Origin of the sequence: Pseudomonas sp. HN2 (assembly GCF_020736465.1) — a bacterium.
Classification (GTDB): Bacteria; Pseudomonadota; Gammaproteobacteria; order Pseudomonadales; family Pseudomonadaceae; genus Aquipseudomonas; species Aquipseudomonas moraviensis_A.
In genome coordinates this window covers 5,984,604-6,005,539 of the sequence record NZ_CP085885.1, presented here as the reverse complement: position 1 = coordinate 6,005,539, position 20,936 = coordinate 5,984,604, and the positions used below count along the sequence as shown (strand labels likewise).

The window sequence follows — 20,936 nt, the reverse complement described above, 5'->3', positions numbered from 1 at the left end:
GTTAATCCCTTGGCAGCGCTAGTGTGGTCCTGCGACCGAATTGAAACATTTGGTCACGCGTCGACCTGGGTCTAGCAGGTCGTGGTGCCACCGGCTCAAGGGAACCTCCAAGTGATAAAAAAGATCCTGATCGCCAACCGTGGTGAGATTGCCGTACGAATCGTGCGAGCCTGCGCCGAAATGGGCATTCGCTCGGTTGCGATTTTCTCCGACGCCGATCGCCATGCGTTGCATGTGAAGCGTGCAGACGAGGCCCACAGCGTCGGAGCCGAGCCGCTGGCCGGCTACCTGAACCCGCGCAAGCTGGTGAACCTGGCGGTGGAAACCGGCTGTGATGCGCTGCACCCCGGCTATGGTTTCCTTTCGGAAAACGCCGAGCTGGCGGAAATCTGCGCCGAGCGCGGCATCAAATTCATCGGCCCGTCGGCGGAAGTCATCCGGCGCATGGGCGACAAGACCGAAGCGCGGCGCAGCATGATCAAGGCCGGCGTACCGGTGACGCCCGGCACCGAAGGCAATGTCTCCGGCATCGAAGAAGCCCTGGTCGAAGGTGATCGCATCGGCTATCCGGTGATGCTCAAGGCCACCTCCGGTGGTGGCGGGCGCGGTATCCGTCGCTGCAACAGCCGCGAAGAACTCGAACAGAACTTCCCCCGTGTCATATCCGAGGCCACCAAAGCGTTCGGTTCGGCGGAAGTGTTCCTGGAAAAATGCATCGTCAATCCCAAGCACATCGAAGCGCAGATCCTCGGCGACAGCTTCGGCAACGTCGTGCACCTGTTCGAGCGTGACTGCTCGATCCAGCGCCGCAACCAGAAGCTGATCGAGATCGCACCGAGCCCACAGCTGACCCCGGAGCAGCGCGCGTACATCGGCGACCTGTCGGTACGTGCGGCCCAGGCTGTGGGTTACGAGAATGCCGGCACCGTGGAGTTCCTGCTCGCCGAGGGCGAGGTGTACTTCATGGAGATGAACACGCGGGTTCAGGTGGAGCACACCATCACCGAAGAAATCACCGGCATCGACATCGTTCGCGAACAGATTCGCATCGCTTCCGGCCTGCCGCTATCGGTGAAGCAGGAAGACATTCAGCACCGTGGTTTCGCCTTGCAGTTCCGTATCAACGCCGAGGATCCGAAGAACAACTTCCTGCCGAGCTTCGGCAAGATCACCCGCTACTACGCTCCCGGCGGCCCGGGCGTGCGCACCGACACGGCGATCTATACCGGGTACACGATTCCACCGTTCTACGACTCGATGTGCCTGAAGCTGGTGGTCTGGGCGCTGACCTGGGAAGAAGCGATGGACCGGGGCCTGCGAGCCCTCGACGACATGCGCCTGCAGGGCGTGAAGACCACCGCCGCGTACTACCAGGAAATCCTGCGCAACCCGGAATTCCGTAGCGGCCAGTTCAATACCAGCTTCGTTGAAAGCCACCCGGAACTGACCAACTACTCGATCAAGCGCAAACCCGAAGAGCTGGCCCTGGCCATCGCCGCCGCCATCGCCGCCCACGCAGGCCTGTGAGGAATCAAGAATGAGCAAGAAGATCTTTGTCACCGACACCATCCTGCGCGACGCTCACCAATCGCTGCTCGCCACCCGCATGCGCACCGAAGACATGCTGCCGATCTGCGACAAGCTCGACAAGGTCGGCTACTGGTCGCTGGAATGCTGGGGCGGGGCGACGTTTGACGCCTGCGTACGTTTCCTCAAGGAAGACCCGTGGGAGCGCCTGCGCCAATTGCGCGCCGCGCTGCCCAATACCCGTCTGCAAATGCTTCTGCGCGGGCAGAACCTGCTCGGCTATCGTCACTACAGCGATGACGTGGTCAAAGCCTTCGTCGCCAAGGCCGCGGTAAACGGTATTGACGTGTTCCGCATCTTCGATGCAATGAACGATGTGCGTAACCTGCGCGTTGCCATCGAAGCAGTGAAAGCTGCCGGCAAACATGCGCAAGGCACCATCGCCTACACCACCAGCCCGGTGCACACCATCGAGGCTTTCGTCACCCAGGCCAAGCAAATGGAATCCATGGGCTGCGACTCGGTGGCGATCAAGGACATGGCCGGTCTGCTCACTCCATACGCCACCGGTGAACTGGTGCGTGCTTTGAAAGCCGAACAGTCGCTGCCGGTGTTCATCCACTCCCACGATACTGCTGGCCTGGCCGCCATGTGCCAGCTCAAGGCGATCGAAAACGGTGCCGATCATATCGACACCGCAATCTCCAGCTTCGCCTCGGGCACCAGCCACCCGGGCACCGAGTCGATGGTCGCCGCGCTCAAAGGCACCGAATACGACACCGGCCTGAATCTGGAGCTGCTCCAGGAAATCGGCCTGTACTTCTATGCCGTGCGCAAGAAGTACCACCAGTTCGAAAGCGAATTCACCGCCGTCGACACTCGTGTGCAGGTCAACCAGGTGCCGGGCGGGATGATCTCCAACCTCGCCAACCAGTTGAAAGAGCAGGGCGCCCTGAACCGCATGGGCGAAGTGCTCGCAGAAATTCCGCGCGTACGTGAAGACCTCGGCTTCCCGCCGCTGGTGACCCCGACTTCACAGATCGTCGGCACCCAGGCGTTCTTCAACGTACTGGCCGGCGAGCGCTACAAGACCATCACCAACGAGGTGAAGCTGTATCTGCAGGGCGGCTACGGCAAGGCACCGGGCGTCGTGAATGAAAAACTCCGGCGTCAGGCGATCGGCAGCGAAGACGTCATCGACGTACGTCCGGCCGATCTGCTCAAGCCGGAGATGACCAAGCTGCGTGCCGATATCGGCGCACTGGCCAAGTCCGAAGAAGACGTACTGACCTTCGCCATGTTCCCGGACATCGGCCGCAAGTTCCTCGAAGAGCGTGCCGCCGGCACCCTCACCCCGGAAGTGCTGCTGCCTATTCCGGAAGCGGGCGCCGTGGCCTCGGCGAGCGGCGAAGGCGTGCCGACCGAGTTTGTCATCGACGTCCACGGTGAAACCTATCGCGTCGACATCACCGGCGTCGGCGTCAAGGCCGAGGGCAAGCGCCACTTCTATCTGTCCATCGACGGCATGCCGGAAGAAGTGGTGTTCGAACCGCTCAATGAATTTGTCAGCGGCGGCAGCAGCAAACGCAAACAGGCCTCGGCGCCGGGCCATGTCAGCACCACCATGCCGGGCAACATCGTCGATGTGCTGGTCAAGGAGGGCGATACCGTCAAGGCAGGCCAGGCGGTACTGATCACCGAAGCGATGAAGATGGAGACCGAAGTCCAGGCTGCCATTGCCGGCAAAGTCACCGCGATCCATGTGGCCAAGGGCGACCGGGTCAACCCGGGCGAAATCCTTATCGAGATCGAAGGCTGAGATAACGGCCGCGATCCAACGCTTTAAACCTCGGGGGGGCATGTGCTCCCCTTTTTTTGCCTGTGATTTACCGCGATGACGAAGATCCCTTGTAGGAGTGAGCCTGCTCGCGATGGGGTCGTGTCAGTCAATGATTGCTCGTCTGACACACTGCTATCGCGAGCAGGCTCACTCCTACACAGGAACGCGCTCCGTCAGAACGCCATGCGCCATTGGCCCGCCACGCCATACGTTCGGCTGTCATTACCCAGCTCACCGGTTAAGCCCACGCCCAGCGTGTGCGCCGCCGACAGGCCAAGATCGAGCCCCGCATCCACTGACAGACTGTTCCGGTCCAGCGCCGCGCCGGTCACTTCGAAACGCTTGCCGCCCTTGCGCAGTTGCTGGCGGGTGTCGCTGTCGATGTCGCCGAAGGTATGTTTCCAGCCTGCGGTCAATCGCGGCGTCAGGCGCATGCCGTTATCCAGCGTGTTGACCTGCGCAAGCCGTAGACCGAAGGTGCTGCTGAAGTTGTCGCGGGTCTGCCCATAAACTTTCAGCGCTGCGTCGCCACCTTTCTCGTTATAGCTGTCGCGTTGATAACGTTGATAGCCGAGGCTGGCGTAGGGTTCGAGGGTTACGCTGTCGCGGCCCAAATTGAACCCGGCTTCGGCGAATGCCTGCTGAGTATTGGCGTCGTAGTTGCCCTTCAGACGATCGCTGAAACCCTTGAACGCGACCCGTCGTGTGCTGCTACCGTCATGGCTGGCGTAGGTGGCGCCGAGACGCAACGACAGTGGGCCGTCCTGACGCACGGCGTAGGCGCCCAAGTGCCAACTGTCGAGATCGCCGTCGTACTGGCGAGCATCCAGTTTCGTCTGTGATTTGCCGCCGAGCAGGCCGACGTGCCACTGCTCGTCGAGTCGCCAGTCAGCGCCCACGACCAGACCTTGCGTGGAGTGTTGGAGGATGCCGTCACCGTCCCGATCAACCTTGCCGCCGTTACCCAGCGCTTGAATCCACACCCGCCCGGAGTCTCCGCTGCCTGCGGCCTGACCCGGTGAACTGCGCGATCCGTCCGTTGCGCCGGGACGGTTGTCCAGTTGCCGCATCGCCGAGAGCATGCTCGCACTGACCGGTGTGACACTGTTCAGAGTGGCTTTGGCGAGGTTGGCATTGCTGCCGGCAGCGAGTTGGTCGAGCGCGATAGGCGCGGTGGTTTTATCGCTGGTCAGCAGTGCGGCTACAGCGGCGTTAGCAGGCTTTGTAAGTTCAGGCACAGGCTGGGCGGCGGCTTCGCTGGTTTGCGCAGTCACGATTTCGTTTAGTGTCGATGATCCCACCAATGCGGAGTCTTCAATCAAGTTCGCAACTGAGGTCGGGACCGGCGCTGGAGCTGCGATCACCGCTGTAAGTGAGGCGGGAGCAGGCGTTGGCGATATGGGTGTTGAGATCGGGTCGGGCTCTGGCTCGATGATACTGCCTGCAAGCGCGCCTGCATTTTCGGTAGGCGCGAGGCTTTCAAGCGCTACGTCATTGCGAGCGTACGTCAGTGCAACCGACTTCTTGTTGTATTGAGCTGTGGCGGTCATATACGCCAGCTCGTTCTCGATCCTGCCAAACTGGCCCTTAACCTCACGGGCTTCGATGATTTTGTACTGGCTGCTCTGCGGAAATTCACCCGCAGCTGCGACGACTTTGAGGGTGGCGCCGTCAAGCTGAGCTGTGCCATCGACCTTGATTGTCGGGCTACCGGTGGGTGTGACCTCGTAAGCCAGTTCGGCACCAGGCGCCAAGTGCAGATTGCCTTTTACTCGGGGAGCGCCAAGCGCCGCATTGACAGTGAGCAGGCCGTCCACTTCAAGATTGCCTACCGAGCCTTTACCTGCGAACCCGCCGCCAGTCTGGACATAGACGTCACCCTTGATGCTGCCGAGGTTGGTCAGTGCTCCACCACTATTGACCATAACGCCTTCATGAAAATCACCTTTGGGGCTCAGCGTCCAGTCTCCTTGGGCGACGAATAATCCATTGAAGTTGCGTGTGTCGCTCAACGTGCCGCCGTTCGCAGCATCGAGGAACAGCACATTGTCGCCCTTGCCCCCATCCAGTCGGCCAGTGAAGCTCGCGCCGTCTTTAAGGGTAATCAAGTCGTTGACGTCAGTCCCTTTGAACACGGTCTCCGGTGTAGTGAACGTGATGGGAACCGTGCTCGCGTCGCTGAGAAAATCCTGAAGCCTTTGTATGGTCTGTTGCTTGAGGTTGGTTTCGGGCTGCTCCGTCGCTTCCACGCTTGGGGGCGACTCGGTGGCTTCGCTGGATTGCTCGGCATTAGCCAGCGCTACGCAACCCAGCGCCAGTGAAATAGCCAGAGCCAGGTGTTTTGGTGCGAATAGGTGTTGAGTGGGCATCAAGTTCGACCTCCTTATCGAGAAGACCCAACTCTATTGCTGCCCGAAAAAAATCGATGTCGGCCGCTTCCCACATCCATGCAGGCGACATCGGATCGTTCTACGGAAAATCCTCACCGGATTTCGCAAACAATTCTTTTGCGCGGCGCCGCTTGTTCTTTTTCCTACAGCTTTCGCTTAAAGGCGGCATTTATCAGCGTGATGTTAAACGCTTCTCTGCATTATTTTGCACTTATGAAGCTGATAGCGAAGGCTAATGTGCATTTTGTTGCAGATTTACGGCGTCTTTGGCTGAAAGAATGCACTATATTGCAATTATCGAGGATTTCTCTTTCTTGAAACGCATTAAAATGCGCAAGGAACCAGCATGTATAACCTGACACTCCAGATCTTCACCGCCGGGCAATGGCACGACGCGATGACTCTTGACTTCGATGATCCGGAAAAAGGCTTTGAAAGCCGCTGCAGTTTTGGCTATGAAGCGGACTATCTGGTGGAAAACATTGAGTTGATCGGGTCGCCTTTTTCCCAAGCCGTGAGTGCCCTGTATCCGCTGGATTGGGAAGGTCGGCGCGCGAAGACACCAGCCTTTGTCCACGACATCGCACCGGCAGGCGCAGCCAAGCGGTTTCTGCTCGCCCGCCTGGGTCAGGAAAGACCCGCCGAGATCAGCGCCGATCTGTTTCTGCTGGGCCGCAGAACACCGGCTCCCATTGGCAACATGCGAATAAAGGAATCGGCGGAAGCAGTCGATGAGAGGAAGCCGATCGGATTCAAGCGCGAAGAGGTCATTAGCCGCGACAACCGCTTTCTTGAATATGCCTACGAGCTGGGCGCGGCCATCGGTGGCGCGACGGGGGCAGGTGGTGAAGCTCCGAAGCTATTACTGGCAGAGAACAGCGCCGGGCTTCTGTATCCCGACGCGGTATTGGACGATGAAGAAGTGCGACAGCACTGGTTCGTGAAATTCGCCAGAAACAGGGGCGGGCAGACCGATCAGGACATCCTGCGCAGCGAATTCCATTACTACAAAGCGCTGCAGACATTGGGCATCGAAACGGTCGCGGCAGAAGGCCTGGCCTTGGAAGAGGCGAACAAACCGAGTTTGTGGATGCGGCGTTTTGATCGACAAGTGGAAGATGGGGCGGTGTCGCGTTTTGCCGTCGAATCGATTTATTCGCTGGCTGAAGTGACGACGCCTGGCAGCGCCATGAATCATCTGGACGTGATCCGCATGCTCGCCGGGCTATGGCGCAAAGCGGGTCAGGCCAGCCAGATTCCCGGCCTCGTCGCCGATTACCTGCGTCGCGACCTGATCAATAAAATCCTCGGAAACTCCGATAACCACGGTCGTAACACGGCGATCATCCGGCAAGAGAACGCTTTCCGACTCGCGCCTATTTATGACCTCGCCCCGATGGTCATGGATGACGAAGGCGTGACGCGTACGACCAAATGGCCAAAAGAGTTGGAGCGGGCGGGCGATGTCGATTGGCGAGGTGTCTGCCGCGTATTGGCCGATAGCGCAGATCCGCACGATTCGTTGGCGGGGCTGGATGCCTCTGCGCTGTTCGAAGGCCTGCGCGCGGATGCCCGCCGTCTGGCCGCACTGCCGGATATTCTTGCGGCCAGCGGTTTGCCCGCCAGAACCATGAATCACCCGAGCGTTCACCTGAAAAACCTCGAGCAACGTTTGAAAGAGTGGGACCTGCAATGAGTCTGACCGTCCTCGAGCGCACGGCGCTCATCGAAAGCATTCAGCAATCACTGGCCGAAGGCACTCTGGAAATCGGTGACGCCGTGCGCCGTTTACGGGTCGAAGTCACCGGTCTGCATCAGACCCAGTTTGCGAAGATGTGCAAGATTTCAGTGCGCACGCTGGTGCATATCGAACATGGCGAAGGCAACCAGACATTGAAGTCGCTGAACGCGGTGTTCCGCCCATTCGGCATGAAAATGGGTGTTGTGCGAATACGCCGGGACACCGTTTAAAACCTGCGCGACTGTTTAACCACGCCGCAAATACGCCTTGCCGTAATGCCGCTCCATCCTTGCCTGAATCAGCTCCAGCCCGATCGACATCAGCCAGTAGATGATCGCCGCCGTGGTGAGCATTTCAATGTAGCGATAGCTTGAGCGGCCGTAGGACTGGGCGAGAAACATCACTTCCCAGACGCCCATCACCGAGATCAGCGACGAGTCCTTGAGCATCGAGATGAACTGATTGGTGGTCGGCGGGATGATCGTGCGCATGGCCTGGGGCAGGGTGATGCGCCAGAAGATCACGCTTTCGCGCAGGCCCAGCGCCAGGGATGCTTCGCGTTGTCCGTGATCGACGCCGAGGATCCCGGCGCGGAAGATTTCGCTCAGATAGGCGCCGTAGTTCAGCGACAGGGCAATGATGCCGGCGACGATGGCGCCGGGGACGATGCCCAGTTGCGGCAGGCCGAGGTAGATCAGCAGGATCTGGATCAGCAACGGCGTGCCACGGAAGAACGAGGTGTAGAAACTGGCAATGCCAAACGCCACGGCGCTGTTGGACAGGCGCGCCAGCGCGGTGATGAAACCGAGCAGCGACGAGGCGATGATCGAGCAGGCGCAGAGGAACAGCGTCAGCGCTGCGCCCTGCAGGAAGCCGTTCGGCGCCAGCTTCAGGCCAACGAGGTTGGGCAGCTTGTCGAGGATGATCGCGAACTTCAGGTCGAAGCTGAGGAAAAATCCGGCAAACAGACAGAACAGCGCAGCCCACGTCAGGTACAGGCGCGTACGGAACCCGAAAAGCTTTTGCAGGCGGGTTTCAGCCACCGGTTGCGGTGGCTGTGGCGGGGTTGGAAAAGAACTCATTGGCTGATGTCGGCGCCGATCCATTTCTGCGACAGCTTGCTCAGGGTGCCGTCCTGTTTCAGCTGGGCGAACACCTCGCGCACCTTGGCGTCCCACTGCGGGTCACCCTTTTCGATGGCCACCGAGTTCGGCTCCGAGTACAGCGGTTCGCCGGCCAGTTTGAAGCGCTGGTCCTGGTTCAAGCGCGGTTGTGCGGTGACCAGATTGGTGAGGATCGCATCCAGGCGCACGCCGGCGCCGAGACCCAGATCCTGAAAGGCGACGTTGTCGGTGTCGTACGGAGCGATCTGCACCTCCTCGAACGGATACTGCAGCTGTGTATCCTCGGCGCCTTCGATGACCAGATTCTTGTTCAGATAACTTTCATAGCTGGAGGCGCTGGTCAGGCCGACTTTCTTGCCGCTCAGGTCCTTGGCGCTGTGGATCCGCTCATCCTTGGCATTGACCACGATCACTGCTGGCGAGGCGTAGTACTCGACCGGGAAATCGAACACTTCGGCGCGGGCCTTGCTCGGGGTCATCGAGCAGATGCAGATGTCGTAGCGCCCGCTCCAGCGGCCGGCGGCGATCACGTCCCAGGACGGCGTTTCCAGACGAAGTCTGACGCCGAGCTTATCCGCCACCGCTTTGGCAACGTCGACATCGAAACCGTCGAGTTGATTCTGTTCATTGAGGAACGAGAAGGGCGGATAACTCTCCATCAGCACGCCAACCAGTTCTTTTTTCTGCTCGACACGGTCCAGCGTCGCGCCGCCGAAGGCTTGGGTGGAGGCCAGAACGGTCAGGCCCAGGGCCAATAGCGGTTGGAATTTCACAGTCGCTTCCTGTTGAAAAAAGAGGTTGTTATTAACCGAGTGGTGCGTATTAAATAGTTATAAGAACGGCTCCGATAGTGAGTTATTTTCATAAGCATATGAGTGAAACGCATATGAGCGCAGCAGGAACGGTCATTCTCGATGGCGGCTTGGGCCGTGAGTTGCAACGCGCCGGTGCGCCATTTCGCCAGCCCGAGTGGTCGGCACTGGCGCTGAGCGAAGCGCCGCTAGCGGTCGAGGCGGTGCATGCCGCTTACATCAATAGCGGCGCCAATGTGATCACCAGCAACAGTTACGCAGTGGTACCGTTTCACATTGGTGAAGAGCGCTTTGCCGCTGAAGGTCAGGCGCTTGCAGCACTGGCGGGGGAAGTGGCGCAGCGCGCGGTGCAGGCTTCAGGTAGATCCGTACGCGTTGCCGGCTCATTGCCGCCGCTGTTCGGCTCGTACCGTCCGGATCTGTTCGAGGCTGCTCGCGTGACCGAACTGTTGACGCCTTTGGTTAACGGTCTGGCCCCATATGTCGACCTGTGGCTGGCAGAAACGCAAAGCTCGATCGTCGAGGCGCGCGCCATTCACGCCGGGCTGCCGCAGGATGGCAAACCGTTCTGGCTGTCATTCACCCTCAAGGATGAAGACACCGATGAAGTGCCGCGCCTGCGCTCCGGTGAGCCTGTTGCCGAAGCGGCTGCGGTGGCGGCTGAGCTGGGTGTCGAGACGTTGTTGTTCAACTGCAGCCAGCCTGAAGTGATTGGCGCGGCCATCGACGCGGCGCGCGCAACGTTCGAGCGTCTCGGCGTGAACATCAACATCGGCGCGTACGCCAATGCGTTTCCTCCGCAACCGAAGGAAGCCACGGCCAACGACGGACTCGACCCGCTGCGTGACGATCTTGATCCGCCGGGGTATCTGCACTGGGCGCTGGACTGGCAACAGCGCGGCGCCACTCACTTGGGCGGCTGCTGCGGGATCGGGCCGGAGCATATTGCGGTGCTGGCGCAGGAACTGCGTCGATAAGCCTGACCCCGCCAATTGTGGGAGCGAGCCTGCTCGCGAAAGCGGTCAGTCAGTCAACATTTTCAGTGACTGACACACCGCCTTCGCGAGCAGGCTCGCTCCCACAGGGTATTTGTGAAATTCAGCTACGGCACTCGGCCAAGCCTTTCACTTGGCCACCCGGCGTCTGGTTTTCATCGCTCAACCAGCGCTCGAACCCGGCACCAATCGCCGGCCATTCCGCATCCAGAATCGAATACCACGCGGTATCGCGGTTCTGTCCCTTGACCACCATGTGCTGGCGGAACACTCCTTCGAAGCTGAAGCCCAGACGCTCGGCCGCGTATTTGGAGCGGGCGTTGCCGTTGTTGCACTTCCATTCCAGGCGCCGGTAACCCAGCTCGAACGAGTATTTGGCCAGCAGGTACACCGCCTCGGTGCTTTTCGGCGAGCGCTGCATGGGTGCGCCGAAGGCGACGTGACCGATTTCAATACGACCTTGGGCCGGGACGATCGACATCAGGCTGAGGATGCCCTGGACCTGATCAGTCGCGCGGTCGATGACGCTGAAGAAATACGGGTCGCTGTTGGCCGCATGGTTGTTCAACCAGTCGTTGAACGCGCTGCGCTCGCGAAACGGCCCGTAAGGCAGATAATCCCAGAGTTTCGGATCGGCACCCGGCCCTTCCAGAGCAGCGTAGAGTGGATCGGCATGCCGTGCCGGGTCGAGTTTCTCCAGACGAATGAAGCGGCCTTCGAGCAAGGTGGCGGAGGGGGCGGGGACGCCTTTCCAGTCAGCGAGTGAAGCGGTCATGTGCGCGTCTCCTTAAAGGGCTTGGCGAAACTGAATGAGGCCTGGGCGTTCGGCGATGCGCTCGTAGAGCTGGATCGCGGTCGCGTTGGTTTCGTGGGTCAGCCAGTGGACTTTGCAGCAGCCATCAGCCTTGGCGGTAGCGTAGACATGTTCGATCAACAGGCGGCCGACACCCGTGCCCCGCGACTCCGGCACTACCAACAGATCCTGCAGGTAGCAGGAGTTTTCGATGCTCCAGTTCGAGCGATGATAGATGTAGTGCACCATGCCCAACGCTTTGCCATCAGCCCAGGCGATGGCCGCGTGGGTCGGTTCGTTCGGGTCGAGAAAGCGCTGCCAGGTGCTTTGGGTCACGGTGTCCGGTAGCTCGGTGTTGTAAAAGCGCAGGTAAGCTTGCCACAGCGGTAGCCAGGCGGCGTGGTCATTGGCGCTGACCGGGCGAATGTCGATCTGGGTCATGCGGGTTTCCTTAGCGCATCAAGCGGGCGAGGGTCTGGTCGTTGGCGTCGGGGCTGGCGGCGAGGCCTTCGCGCACCCCGGCAATGTCTTCGGCGCTGCGGTTCTGGCTGAGCTTGCGTTTGCCTTCGAGGCGATCGATGGGAATGGCAAAACCGACAATGGCCTTGAGCATGCCGTCGATGTAATCGGCCGGCGCATCTTCCACCGACCAAGGCTGGGCGCGGCCCGCTTCGTGACGGTCGGTCAGGGTGCTGACGATGTCGAGCAGCCGCCCGCCATCGCTGAAGGTCTCGGCATGACCGTAGGCGTGTACGGCGATGTAGTTCCAGGTCGGCACGACTTTGCCGTGTTCGGCTTTGCTCGGATAGAAGCTCGGGCTGACGTAGGCGTCTGGGCCAGCGAAGATCAGCATCGCTTCGGCGCCGTCGCGCAGGTCTTTCCACTGCGGGTTGGCTTTGGCCAGATGACCGTAGAGCGTGCCGTATTCGCCCTGTTCGCGATGCAGCAGCACTGGCACATGGCTGGCTTGCAGTCCGCTCTTACCGTGGCTGACCAGAATGGCCAGGCGCGTGGCAAGGATCAGTTCGTGCAGTTGGGACAAGTCTTCGATGGCAAAGGCGCGTGGTGTGTACATGGACAGATTTTCCTAGGCGAATGCCTGCATCCTAGGCAGGCTATTGGTCTGTTGTAAGAGCCATTGCCGAGCCATTTCACAGGTCCATTGCCATGTCTGATCTGCCACCGCTGTCGATGCCGTTCAATCCGGCCGGAATCGCGCTTGATCGCCGTCAGGGCTTGAGTCGCCAGCTCTATCAGGCCCTGCGTCTGCGGGTACTCGACGGACGTCTGGTCAGTGGCACGCGATTGCCGGCCAGCCGCGACCTGGCCTCGGCGCTGGGCATTTCCCGCAACAGCGTGGTGCGCGCCTACGATCAGTTGTATGCCGAGGGCTTTATCGAAGGACGCGTGGGCGACGGCACCTATGTCGCGCAATTGGCTCTGGGTTCCACCTCGAAGAAAAAACTATCCACAAATCCATCCACAGGCTTGTCAACAGGCTTACCCACAGCCTTATCCACAAATCGGCTGGATTTACCTGTGAATCCATCCAGCAAAGTTATCCACAGCGGTGGATTTTCCCGTATCGAAAAGCATCATTTGCCCCGACCACCGAGCGGTCCGCCGCGGGCTTTTCGGGTAGGCGTTCCAGCGTTCGATCTGTTCCCTTTCGAGGTGTGGGCCAAGCTGAATGCGGCTTTCTGGCGTAAACCGGATCTGCAGCAACTGTGTTATGGCGACCCATCCGGTGATCCGCGGCTGCGCGCAATGATCGCTGCTTATCTGCGCAGCTCGCGGGGCATGCAGTGCTCGGCTGAGCAAATTGTGATCACCAGTGGCGCGCAGCAGGGCATAAGCCTTTGTGCACAGCTGCTGGTCGAGCCGGGCGACGGGGTGGCGATCGAGAATCCGGGCTATCGCGCCGCCGGGCATGCCTTCGCCGTAGCGGGGGCGAAGTTGCACGGCGTGGCGGTAGATGGCGATGGCATCGATTGCAGCTCCATGGCTCAGCTCAGCGACTGCCGTGTGGCCTACGTCACGCCGTCTCATCAGTACCCGACCGGTGTGGTGATGAGCCTGGCCCGGCGTCTGGAGTTGCTCGCCTGGGCCGAGCGCGTCGGCGGCTGGATCGTCGAGGATGACTATGACGGCGAATATCGATACACCGGCGCGCCGCTGGCGCCGTTGGCCGCACTTGATCGTCAGGGTCGTGTGCTCTACGTCGGCACGTTCGGCAAAGTCGCCTTTCCGGCGTTGCGCCTCGGTTATCTGGTGCTGCCGCCAGCACTGGTCGAGGCGTTCTCGCAACGGCGTGCTGTCGACGTGCGGCATTCGGAAGTCAGCACCCAGGCGGTGATGGCCGAGTTCATGGCTGCCGGGCATTTTCAGCGGCATATCCGCCGGATGCGCCGGGCTGCGCTGAGCCGGCGCAATTGCTTGCTCGAAGGTTGGCCGACAGCAATCGCCGGTGTCGGTCAATTGCCCGCCGTGTCCGCCGGGCTGCACCTGACGGTCGCTGTGGACAGCGTGGAGCGCGAGCAACAGTTGATCGCTCAGGCCGCTGATGTCGATGTCGAGATCAACGGCCTGAGCACTTACTGGTTGCCGGACTCAACCACACCCATGGCCCGGCGCGCCGGCCTGGTGCTGGGTTTTGCCGCGGTGCCGGAGGCTGCGATCACAGCGGCACTGGCGCGCTTGCGCCAGGCTTGGGGAGGTTGAAGAACAACGCCTCGGCCGAGCGACTGGAAATTTCGCTGCGATGGATTTCAATCAGTTGCTGGTTGCTTGGCTGGCTGGGCTCGTAGGCGCCGCCCATTCGCTGTTGGGCGGCGGTTTTCATGTGCCCGCGAACGAACGATGGATCATGCGCCTCAGCGCTGCTGTAGTGAAAATGGGCGTAGCACAGGACCTTGTCATTATGGGCATCACGAATCCGGTACTCGTCGAGGAAATCATGCTGACGGCGTCTGATCGGGCGCCGGGTGACGGTTTTGTCGATGGTTATTTCTCCCTTTTCCTTGAGCCATTGCATGCCCGCCGCCGTGGGTAGTTGCTGTTTGACCAGGCGAATGCGCGTGCTGGTGCCTTTTTCTTCCAGGGTTTTCGCTGCTTTGTCGAGCGCGTGGCTGAGCGTTTCGGAGGGTTCATGCGGGCCCGCGGTGAGGTTCCTGGCGGTCAGTGCTTCGTCGATCGCCGCAATGGCCTTGCGCAAGAGTGCGGCATGCTGGTGGTATTCCTCCTCGACCTCCACCGGGATCCGCGCGCCGCGTTTGAGGCGCGCCTCGATGCGCCGATGAAATGCCGCCAGGCCATCGATCAGTGCCTGGCCCTCGCGAACACTGTTCTTCAAATCGACGGGAGAGGTTGGCGCCGGCGCCGGCGGCGTACGCTGTTCGACCCAGACACCGGGCGACTCTTCGTGAAATGTGGCAATGACGCCCGTCAGATGGGTACGCACTTCCATCATTTCGGTAGTGTCATCGCCGACGCTTTTCTTGCGTTCGCCGACCACGGTGCCCCTTGATCGTGTGTGGATGATCTGTCGATTCGAGGCAGACGCGGATGGCGTTGACGGACCGGCCTGCGGCACGAGCAGATGCCGGTAGCGCAACAGGTCGGCGAGGCGATTGTCGGCGGCGGCCTTGAAGGCAATCACCCGCGCTTGTACATGTTTGAGTCGGTCTGTGTGGAGCTGGTCGGAATATTCGCTGGCCAGATCGCTGAAGCGTTTGTTCACTGAATCGAACTGCTGGGCAACGTTGCTCAAGGCATCGATGCGTCCACGCAAGTCGCCCAGGCTTTCATCGGCGCTCAAGTCCAGCGAGCTCTGGATATTCAGCGCAGCGTCTTCGATGAGATCGGCCAGTGCCTGTTGAGCGCTGGCATGTTCCGTGGTGTCGCCCGGCTTGATACATATTCTCTCGGCGAGGCTGATTTGCAGCACTTTGAGGTCGTTCAACCGGTAATCCGGCAAAGCGTCCCGATACACACGCATGGCTTGCACGGCGTCTTTTCCCAACAGCTTCATTTCTTCGAAGCAAACGTGTGCCGCCTCGATTTTCTCGATGATGCTCTGAGTGGTGTCATTCAGGCTGACTGCCGCCTGGCTGAATGCTTCAGGCTCGACGGTGCGCCCATCCGCGATCATTGTCTGCATGGCCTCGACACTTTGTTGAAAGTGTGAGGAATGCTCGTTGAGCCACTCCTGGCCCAGAAACAATTGCATTTGCAGGCGCTCGGTCATGACGGTGCGGTAATTGGGAATGGTCTGATTGAGATTCAACTCTCTGATCTGCTGAATGTTCGCTGCGTACTCCTTGTACTGGGCATCGAGTGTGGCGAGGTACTGAGTGCGCGCCTGTGACTGCGCCTGCGGCAAAGCATCGCTTAAGGCATCACGGTCCGCGTTCAGACGTAGCTCCTTGGCATGCATGGTGTCATCGAAGGCGGTGATTTTTTCGGTCAACGCTTTGGCGACGGTCTGCCTGCTGCCACGGGATTTTTGCAGTGCCGAGTCCAGGCCCCCGCCGCGCAGACGCAGGCGCATATCGATCACCCACTCGCCCCTGACGGAATAGGCCAGTGTCGGACCGAAGCGGCGTGGTTGCTGGCGCGAGTCGATAATCTGCACTTTATCGTGTTCGTTGCGCATCACCTCGAACCAGCGCTCACCGACCTGCACGTACCAGGTGTCGCGGTGAGGGCGCAGGCCCCGGTGCGCGCCGTCGCTGGCGGCGGCGCCAAGATCTTTCGGTCGGTCGAGCTTGAAGCTGTCGAGAACCTTGGCCAGTGCCTGCGGCGAGCGTTTCAGTGCGGTGACGATATCGATGGTGGTCGCGTGTACGCCGGTCATTTCAGCGCCGATGACATCGGGCAATTGCAGCGCCTTGGGTACTTTTACGACCGGGTTGAGAGATGTTGTTTGTTTTTCTGGCTGCGCCAACGATTCATGTGCTGGTGCCTCGCCGACTGCCGCGCGATGCGCAAGGACCATGCCCAGGGCCAGAAGGATGTCGGCAATTGCCGTCCACGCGATCTTGCCCGACTGCTGATTGGCAACGTCGGTGACTTCTTGCAGATCGTCCATGATTTGCCAGATCCACGCCGCCGTGCCGACGCTGCGCCCCAGAAACGGCAGAGCGGCATTGAACATCAGCCAGCCGCCCTGTTTCAGGGTGGCCCAGCGTGCCTCGGCGTTGGACACCGATTGCCGGTCGGCCTGGGTCAGCAGGGCCTGTACGTTGCGGTCATGAAGGGTCTCCAGCACGTCGCCGGTCAGCACTTGGGTACCCAGCGCGACGGGGCCCGACATGTCGAGTGCCGTCGTCGGATTGACCAGCATCTGTGGAATTGTCCACACCGACGGCAGCCTGGCGGTAAAGACAAACTGGCTGTAATTGAAACGTACGTCATCGGGCAACCATGCCAGCACCGAATCGCGTAAATGTCGCGAATGCTCGATCGCGTAGAGGAGGTTGGCGTGCCCGGGATATTGCATCAACGGCATCTCGAACAGTGGACGGTACAGCAGGCAGGGGCCCTTGTTCGCTTCGCGCGGGCCGATGACGTACATGTTGACGACGCTGTCGGTTACGGAACTGCTGCGGTGCGCGACAAAGGCCAGCGGGCGGATCACGATTTCCTCGCCATCGACGTAGCGCTCTGCGCCGGTCATCGCCAGCGCCGCTGCCACGTAGCGATACCCCGACTCATCAATGCCGCCCCGGCCCTGGATCTTGTGCTGCAACGCCAGCAATGGCAGCTCAATGCGTAACTGGCTCTTGTACAACTCTTCCAAGGCCGACGCCTGATCGGTGTCGTCTACCAGGCATGCCTTCAAGTGCGCTGGATAGGTCTTGCCGATATCCACCGTCCTGATCAGTTTTTCCAGGTAGGCCACGGTCATCCACGCAGGCACTGCGCTGGCGTTTTTATAGCTCACGGTCTTGTTGCCCAGTGGCAGTCCGGCGAGATTCTGCAGGGCAAGTTCCGGCAACGTCAGGGACTGGACGCTGGTGTTGCCGGGCAATACGAACGTGCCCCAGACCACCAGGCTGGTGATGGTGATCAGAATGTCATCGGGGTTGATGTCCTTGGCGCTCGGCTGGTCCTTCGCCATCTGTTGCACCAAGGCGTCGCGGGTGTACGCGCGCAGGTCGATGACCTCGCTCTGGAACGATTTGCCGTCGTGTTCATGCGCAAACGTGGTCAGGTCCAGCAGATGCCGGCTATAGCGTGCCTGATCGACGGGCAGCGCATCGTTCAGCCACTGCGGCAGCATCGGTCGCAGTCGCTCGAAATGGGTCTCAAGGCGCGGCGTCGGTTCAGCCGTTTTGCCCAGGGTTCCGGTGTGCGGATAGACGCGGTTGAGCGGCCTTTCAGCAAAAAAATTGATCTCCCCCAAGGCGTCGGCCTCAAGCGAAATCAAGGTGCAGGCCTGATGATCGAAGAAATTGCCCTGCGGTTCGACCAGCCGCCACCTGAGGTGCGGATCTGCGCAAGTGGCACCGAAGCGTTGCTGCAGATCCTCGCCAAGCGCTTGCAGCGAGTCGAAGTGCTGGTAACCGCGAGTGACCGCGTGAGTGAGAATCACGCTACGTTCCGCAACCGTGCCAATGATCACCGCCATATCGAGCAAGGCCAGGTGGGCGGGCTGTGCGGTGTCTTGCCGGTCGAGGTCGATCAGGCAGGCCCGTGTGTCGTAGGTGTCAGCGCTCACGCGTTGTTGCCTGTCGGGCTGGCGGAACACCGCCTCGGCGACGGCGGTTTGAGCGGCATCCCAGCCATGGCTGGCATCGGCTCTCCATAAGTTGCGCAACGCTTGCGACAACTGCTGCCAGCGCGGCTGTCCCGGGTAGGTGAACTCATCCCAGTAGATGACGTGCCGATCCTTGTAGGCGATGAACAACAGCGGTGCGAGCTCGTTGAGCAGCAGACCGATGGCCTCGATTTTCACCGGCAACTGCACGGGGGCCGGCCAGGCAGGCTGCTGGGTCAGATAATGCTCGCCGTCCAGATAGGTCACGGTTTTGCCGGTCATGCCAAGGCGTACCAGCGCATCGGTCAGCGATTCAACGTTGGGCCGACCGGCGAAGACTTGATCGTCGTCGATCTCCCAGGTCGGTTCTACGACCATGGCCAATTGCGGGTCGATCTCAAGGTTGGGGTACAGCGTCTTGAGTGCCGGGCCCAGCGTTTTCGTGGCGACTTCATGGAGTGAGGGGCCGGTGACCAGTTGGGTCACGATATCGACGGCACTGGGGGAGGGGAGTTCGGGCATCAGTGATTCCTGCTCTGTCGGGCGCCGAATGCCGGCGGTTCAGGGCAAGTTAAAAGGCGCCACGTTCGCGCGTGCGGTACATAGATCTGCCGGGCAAAAAAAGACCCGCGTGCGCGGGTCCTGGAGGCGGTAAGGGGATCAGGTTCCGGATTTGATTTTGGTCCACGCCCGCGTTCGTGCGCGTTCGGCATCCCGAGGCAGCGGCTGCAAGGTGTAGAGCGTGCTCATCGCCGCATCGGTCGGGTACAGGTTCGGGTTGTTGCGAATGGCCGGATTTACCAGACCGGTGGCGTCCTTGTTCGGATTGGGATATCCGACAAAATCGCTGACCGGGGCGATCACCGCAGGTTGCAGCAGATAGTTGATGAAGCTGTAGGCGTCCTCGGTATTCTTCGCACCTTTGGGGATGGCGAGCATGTCGAACCAGATCGGCGCCCCTTCTTTTGGCAGGCGCATGTCCACCACCACACCGTTTTTCGCTTCTTTGGCGCGGTTGGCCGCTTGCGAGAAGCTGCCGGAATAACCGACGGCCACGCAGATGTCGCCGTTGGCGATGTCGGCCATGTATTTGGAGGAATGGAAGTAGGTCACGTAGGGGCGGATCTTCATCAGCAGCGCTTCGGCCTTGGCGTAATCCGCCGGTTTCTTGCTGTTGGGGTCCAGACCCAGGTGTTGCAGGGCCAGCGGCAGAATCTCCGACGGCGAATCGAGCAGGGCGACACCGCACTGCTTGAGCTTGCTGATGTTCTCTTCCTTGAAGATCAGGTCCCAACTGTCCACTGGCGCGTTGTCGCCCAGCGCTGCCTTGATCCTGGCCGGATTGAAGCCGATCAGGATGGTGCCGTACATGTAAGGCACGGCGAATTTGTTTCCCGGATCATTGGCTTCGATCAGCTTCATCAGTTTCGGATCAAGGTGATTCCAGTTCGGCAGCTTGCTGCGATCCAGCGGCTGGAATACTCCGGCCTCGATCTGTTTGGCGAGGAAGACGTTGGACGGCACTACCACGTCGTAGCCGGAATTGCCGGTGAGCAACTTGGCCTCGAGTGCTTCGTTGGTGTCGAAGATGTCGTAGATCAGTTTGGTCTGGGCATTCTGTGCCTTGAACTCGTCCAGCGCTTTGGGGGTGATGTAGTCGAACCAGTTGTAGACGCGCAGTGTGCGTTCTTCGGCGTGGGCGCCGGCGCTCAGTATGGCCGCGCACAGCGCCGAGGCGATCAGTCGCTTTTTCATTGTTCAAAACCTTCCAGCACGTTCACGGCGTTGATGCCGATCTCTTCAACGGCGTAGCCACCTTCCATGACGAACAGGGTCGGTTTGCCAAGGGCGGCAATGCGTTTGCCCATGGCCAGGTAATCCGGGCTGTCGAGTTTGAACTGCGAGATCGGGTCGTCCTTGAACGTGTCGACGCCGAGGGAGACGACGATGATGTCTGCGCCATAATTGTCGATTTCATCGCAGGCCCGATCCAGCGCCGCGCTCCACACGTCCCAGCCGGAACCGGCCGGCAGCGGATAATTGAAATTGAACCCTTCACCGGCACCTTCGCCGCGCTCGTCGTCGTAGCCGAGGAAGAACGGAAACTCCGCTTCCGGGTGGCCGTGGATCGAAGTGAACAGGACGTCGCTGCGCGCGTAGAAAATCGACTGGGTGCCGTTGCCGTGGTGGTAATCGACGTCGAGGATCGCGACTTTCCGGTGACCCTGATCGAGGAACGCTTGCGCGGCGATGGCGGCGTTGTTGAGGTAGCAATAACCGCCCATCAACTCGCTGGCAGCGTGATGGCCCGGCGGACGGCACAGGGCGAAGGCCGCGCGGGCGCCACCCTGGATTTGCGCTTGCGCGGTCAGGGCCACTTGCGCTGCGCTGTAGGCCGCTTGCCAGGTGCCGGCGGTGATCGGTGCGCCACCGTCGAAGCTGTAATAACCGAGCTGGCCGTGCAGGCTGGTCGGTTTGATCGCACGCAGCGTGCGCGCCGGCCAGGTGTAGGGCAGCAGGTCGCCGTCGGTGTTGAACGCGGTCCAGCGATCCCACGCACCTTTGAAAAATTCCAGATAGTCACGGCTGTGAATGCGCGCGATCGGCTCCAGACCGAAATCCTTCGGCGCTTCGACGGCACCGAGATTCTGCTTCTGCACCCGTTGCAGTACGTGGTCGGCACGAGAGGGCATCTCGAAGCATGGCTTGAGCTGGCCATCGATGAGCTCACAGCGGCCATGGTGCAAGTGGTGATCGTCTGAGTAGATCGTCAGCATTTGTTGTTCTCCGCAGGGCTGATTCGGTGGTCTTCAGTGTTGCGGGGCGAGGTGAATCGGGGAACGTCGGGAGCGGCCAAAAGGGGATCGAAATGGCCAAAACCTCTGACCGCAATTCGCCCCTTGATAACGCTGGCTCAAGGGTGAATTACGAACCCTTGTAGGAGTGAGCCTGCT

The 20,936-nt window shown here is 60.4% G+C and carries 16 protein-coding genes; 7 read left to right on the top strand and 9 right to left on the bottom strand.

Translation table 11 applies throughout. The annotated features are described in order from the left end of the window. Positions 1 to 111: 111 nt before the first annotated feature. Positions 112 to 1,527: an acetyl-CoA carboxylase biotin carboxylase subunit gene (locus LIS66_RS26780; protein ID WP_227973334.1), complete on the top strand. Its 1,416-nt coding sequence runs from the start codon at positions 112 to 114 to the stop codon at positions 1,525 to 1,527. Positions 1,528 to 1,537: 10 nt separating this feature from the next. Next, positions 1,538 to 3,346, top strand: coding sequence for a sodium-extruding oxaloacetate decarboxylase subunit alpha (oadA, locus tag LIS66_RS26775; RefSeq protein WP_116657233.1), 1,809 nt, complete (start codon positions 1,538 to 1,540; stop codon positions 3,344 to 3,346). 194 nt (positions 3,347 to 3,540) lie between these two features. On the opposite strand, the gene LIS66_RS26770 is transcribed toward oadA, so the two are convergent. Next, a complete protein-coding gene (locus LIS66_RS26770; protein WP_227973333.1) occupies positions 3,541 to 5,736 on the bottom strand; it encodes an autotransporter outer membrane beta-barrel domain-containing protein in 2,196 nt (731 codons plus the stop codon). A gap of 56 nt (positions 5,737 to 5,792) precedes the next feature. Here LIS66_RS26770 and LIS66_RS26765 point away from each other — a divergent pair, with 56 nt between their 5' ends. The 3 genes from LIS66_RS26765 to LIS66_RS26755 all read left to right on the top strand — a co-directional run bounded on the left by LIS66_RS26765 (position 5,793) and on the right by LIS66_RS26755 (position 7,728). Continuing rightward, entirely contained in the window at positions 5,793 to 5,993 is a 201-nt protein-coding gene (locus LIS66_RS26765; RefSeq protein ID WP_227973332.1) for a hypothetical protein, read from the top strand. Between the two features lie 110 nt (positions 5,994 to 6,103). Continuing rightward, positions 6,104 to 7,453, top strand: a complete 1,350-nt coding sequence (locus LIS66_RS26760; protein WP_227973331.1) for a HipA domain-containing protein — start codon at positions 6,104 to 6,106, stop codon at positions 7,451 to 7,453. Beyond that, the gene (locus tag LIS66_RS26755; RefSeq protein WP_024014849.1) at positions 7,450 to 7,728 is read left to right on the top strand and encodes a helix-turn-helix domain-containing protein; all 279 of its coding nucleotides are present in this window, start codon (positions 7,450 to 7,452) and stop codon (positions 7,726 to 7,728) included. Before LIS66_RS26760 ends, LIS66_RS26755 begins: the two co-directional genes overlap by 4 nt. 15 nt (positions 7,729 to 7,743) lie before the next feature. Here LIS66_RS26755 and LIS66_RS26750 read toward each other — a convergent pair whose 3' ends face one another. Both LIS66_RS26750 and LIS66_RS26745 read right to left on the bottom strand, forming a co-directional pair. Next, positions 7,744 to 8,580: an amino acid ABC transporter permease gene (locus tag LIS66_RS26750; protein WP_064365163.1), complete on the bottom strand. Its 837-nt coding sequence runs from the start codon at positions 8,578 to 8,580 to the stop codon at positions 7,744 to 7,746. Then, complete coding sequence (locus LIS66_RS26745) at positions 8,577 to 9,395, bottom strand: ABC transporter substrate-binding protein (RefSeq protein WP_042608054.1); 819 nt, start codon at positions 9,393 to 9,395, stop codon at positions 8,577 to 8,579. The genes LIS66_RS26750 and LIS66_RS26745 overlap by 4 nt, the downstream gene beginning before the upstream one ends. Before the next feature lie 113 nt (positions 9,396 to 9,508). Here LIS66_RS26745 and LIS66_RS26740 point away from each other — a divergent pair, with 113 nt between their 5' ends. After that, positions 9,509 to 10,411, top strand: coding sequence for a homocysteine S-methyltransferase family protein (locus LIS66_RS26740; protein WP_227973330.1), 903 nt, complete (start codon positions 9,509 to 9,511; stop codon positions 10,409 to 10,411). Positions 10,412 to 10,532: 121 nt separating this feature from the next. Here LIS66_RS26740 and LIS66_RS26735 read toward each other — a convergent pair whose 3' ends face one another. The 3 genes from LIS66_RS26735 to LIS66_RS26725 are packed head-to-tail and all read right to left on the bottom strand — an operon-like array spanning position 10,533 to position 12,297. Next, a complete protein-coding gene (locus LIS66_RS26735; protein WP_227973329.1) occupies positions 10,533 to 11,204 on the bottom strand; it encodes a GNAT family N-acetyltransferase in 672 nt (223 codons plus the stop codon). 12 nt (positions 11,205 to 11,216) lie between these two features. After that, a complete protein-coding gene (locus tag LIS66_RS26730; RefSeq protein ID WP_116657238.1) occupies positions 11,217 to 11,663 on the bottom strand; it encodes a GNAT family N-acetyltransferase in 447 nt (148 codons plus the stop codon). A 10-nt stretch (positions 11,664 to 11,673) separates the two neighbouring features. Further along, the gene (locus LIS66_RS26725) at positions 11,674 to 12,297 is read right to left on the bottom strand and encodes an FMN-binding negative transcriptional regulator (protein ID WP_227973328.1); all 624 of its coding nucleotides are present in this window, start codon (positions 12,295 to 12,297) and stop codon (positions 11,674 to 11,676) included. Positions 12,298 to 12,389: 92 nt separating this feature from the next. Between LIS66_RS26725 and LIS66_RS26720 the strand changes: the two genes are divergently transcribed. Next, positions 12,390 to 13,943: a PLP-dependent aminotransferase family protein gene (locus tag LIS66_RS26720; protein WP_227973327.1), complete on the top strand. Its 1,554-nt coding sequence runs from the start codon at positions 12,390 to 12,392 to the stop codon at positions 13,941 to 13,943. On the opposite strand, the gene LIS66_RS26715 is transcribed toward LIS66_RS26720, so the two are convergent. From LIS66_RS26715 to LIS66_RS26705, 3 genes are all read right to left on the bottom strand, one after another. Beyond that, the gene (locus tag LIS66_RS26715) at positions 13,900 to 18,504 is read right to left on the bottom strand and encodes a dermonecrotic toxin domain-containing protein (RefSeq protein WP_227973326.1); all 4,605 of its coding nucleotides are present in this window, start codon (positions 18,502 to 18,504) and stop codon (positions 13,900 to 13,902) included. The genes LIS66_RS26720 and LIS66_RS26715 overlap by 44 nt on opposite strands. A gap of 138 nt (positions 18,505 to 18,642) precedes the next feature. Beyond that, the gene (locus LIS66_RS26710; protein WP_227973325.1) at positions 18,643 to 19,737 is read right to left on the bottom strand and encodes a polyamine ABC transporter substrate-binding protein; all 1,095 of its coding nucleotides are present in this window, start codon (positions 19,735 to 19,737) and stop codon (positions 18,643 to 18,645) included. Next, positions 19,734 to 20,759 (bottom strand): histone deacetylase family protein, encoded by a 1,026-nt coding sequence (locus tag LIS66_RS26705; protein WP_227973324.1) that lies wholly within the window; start codon positions 20,757 to 20,759, stop codon positions 19,734 to 19,736. Before LIS66_RS26705 ends, LIS66_RS26710 begins: the two co-directional genes overlap by 4 nt. Positions 20,760 to 20,936 lie beyond the last annotated feature (177 nt).

Coding starts and splice junctions, on each gene's coding strand:
- LIS66_RS26705 (WP_227973324.1), bottom strand. CDS start 20,759: ATGCTGACGATCTACTCAGACGATCACCACTTGCACCATGGCCGCTGT.
- LIS66_RS26770 (WP_227973333.1), bottom strand. CDS start 5,736: ATGCCCACTCAACACCTATTCGCACCAAAACACCTGGCTCTGGCTATT.
- LIS66_RS26710 (WP_227973325.1), bottom strand. CDS start 19,737: ATGAAAAAGCGACTGATCGCCTCGGCGCTGTGCGCGGCCATACTGAGC.
- oadA (WP_116657233.1), top strand. CDS start 1,538: ATGAGCAAGAAGATCTTTGTCACCGACACCATCCTGCGCGACGCTCAC.
- LIS66_RS26720 (WP_227973327.1), top strand. CDS start 12,390: ATGTCTGATCTGCCACCGCTGTCGATGCCGTTCAATCCGGCCGGAATC.
- LIS66_RS26765 (WP_227973332.1), top strand. CDS start 5,793: ATGTCGGCCGCTTCCCACATCCATGCAGGCGACATCGGATCGTTCTAC.
- LIS66_RS26760 (WP_227973331.1), top strand. CDS start 6,104: ATGTATAACCTGACACTCCAGATCTTCACCGCCGGGCAATGGCACGAC.
- LIS66_RS26740 (WP_227973330.1), top strand. CDS start 9,509: ATGAGCGCAGCAGGAACGGTCATTCTCGATGGCGGCTTGGGCCGTGAG.
- LIS66_RS26730 (WP_116657238.1), bottom strand. CDS start 11,663: ATGACCCAGATCGACATTCGCCCGGTCAGCGCCAATGACCACGCCGCC.
- LIS66_RS26750 (WP_064365163.1), bottom strand. CDS start 8,580: ATGAGTTCTTTTCCAACCCCGCCACAGCCACCGCAACCGGTGGCTGAA.
- LIS66_RS26725 (WP_227973328.1), bottom strand. CDS start 12,297: ATGTACACACCACGCGCCTTTGCCATCGAAGACTTGTCCCAACTGCAC.
- LIS66_RS26755 (WP_024014849.1), top strand. CDS start 7,450: ATGAGTCTGACCGTCCTCGAGCGCACGGCGCTCATCGAAAGCATTCAG.
- LIS66_RS26715 (WP_227973326.1), bottom strand. CDS start 18,504: ATGCCCGAACTCCCCTCCCCCAGTGCCGTCGATATCGTGACCCAACTG.
- LIS66_RS26735 (WP_227973329.1), bottom strand. CDS start 11,204: ATGACCGCTTCACTCGCTGACTGGAAAGGCGTCCCCGCCCCCTCCGCC.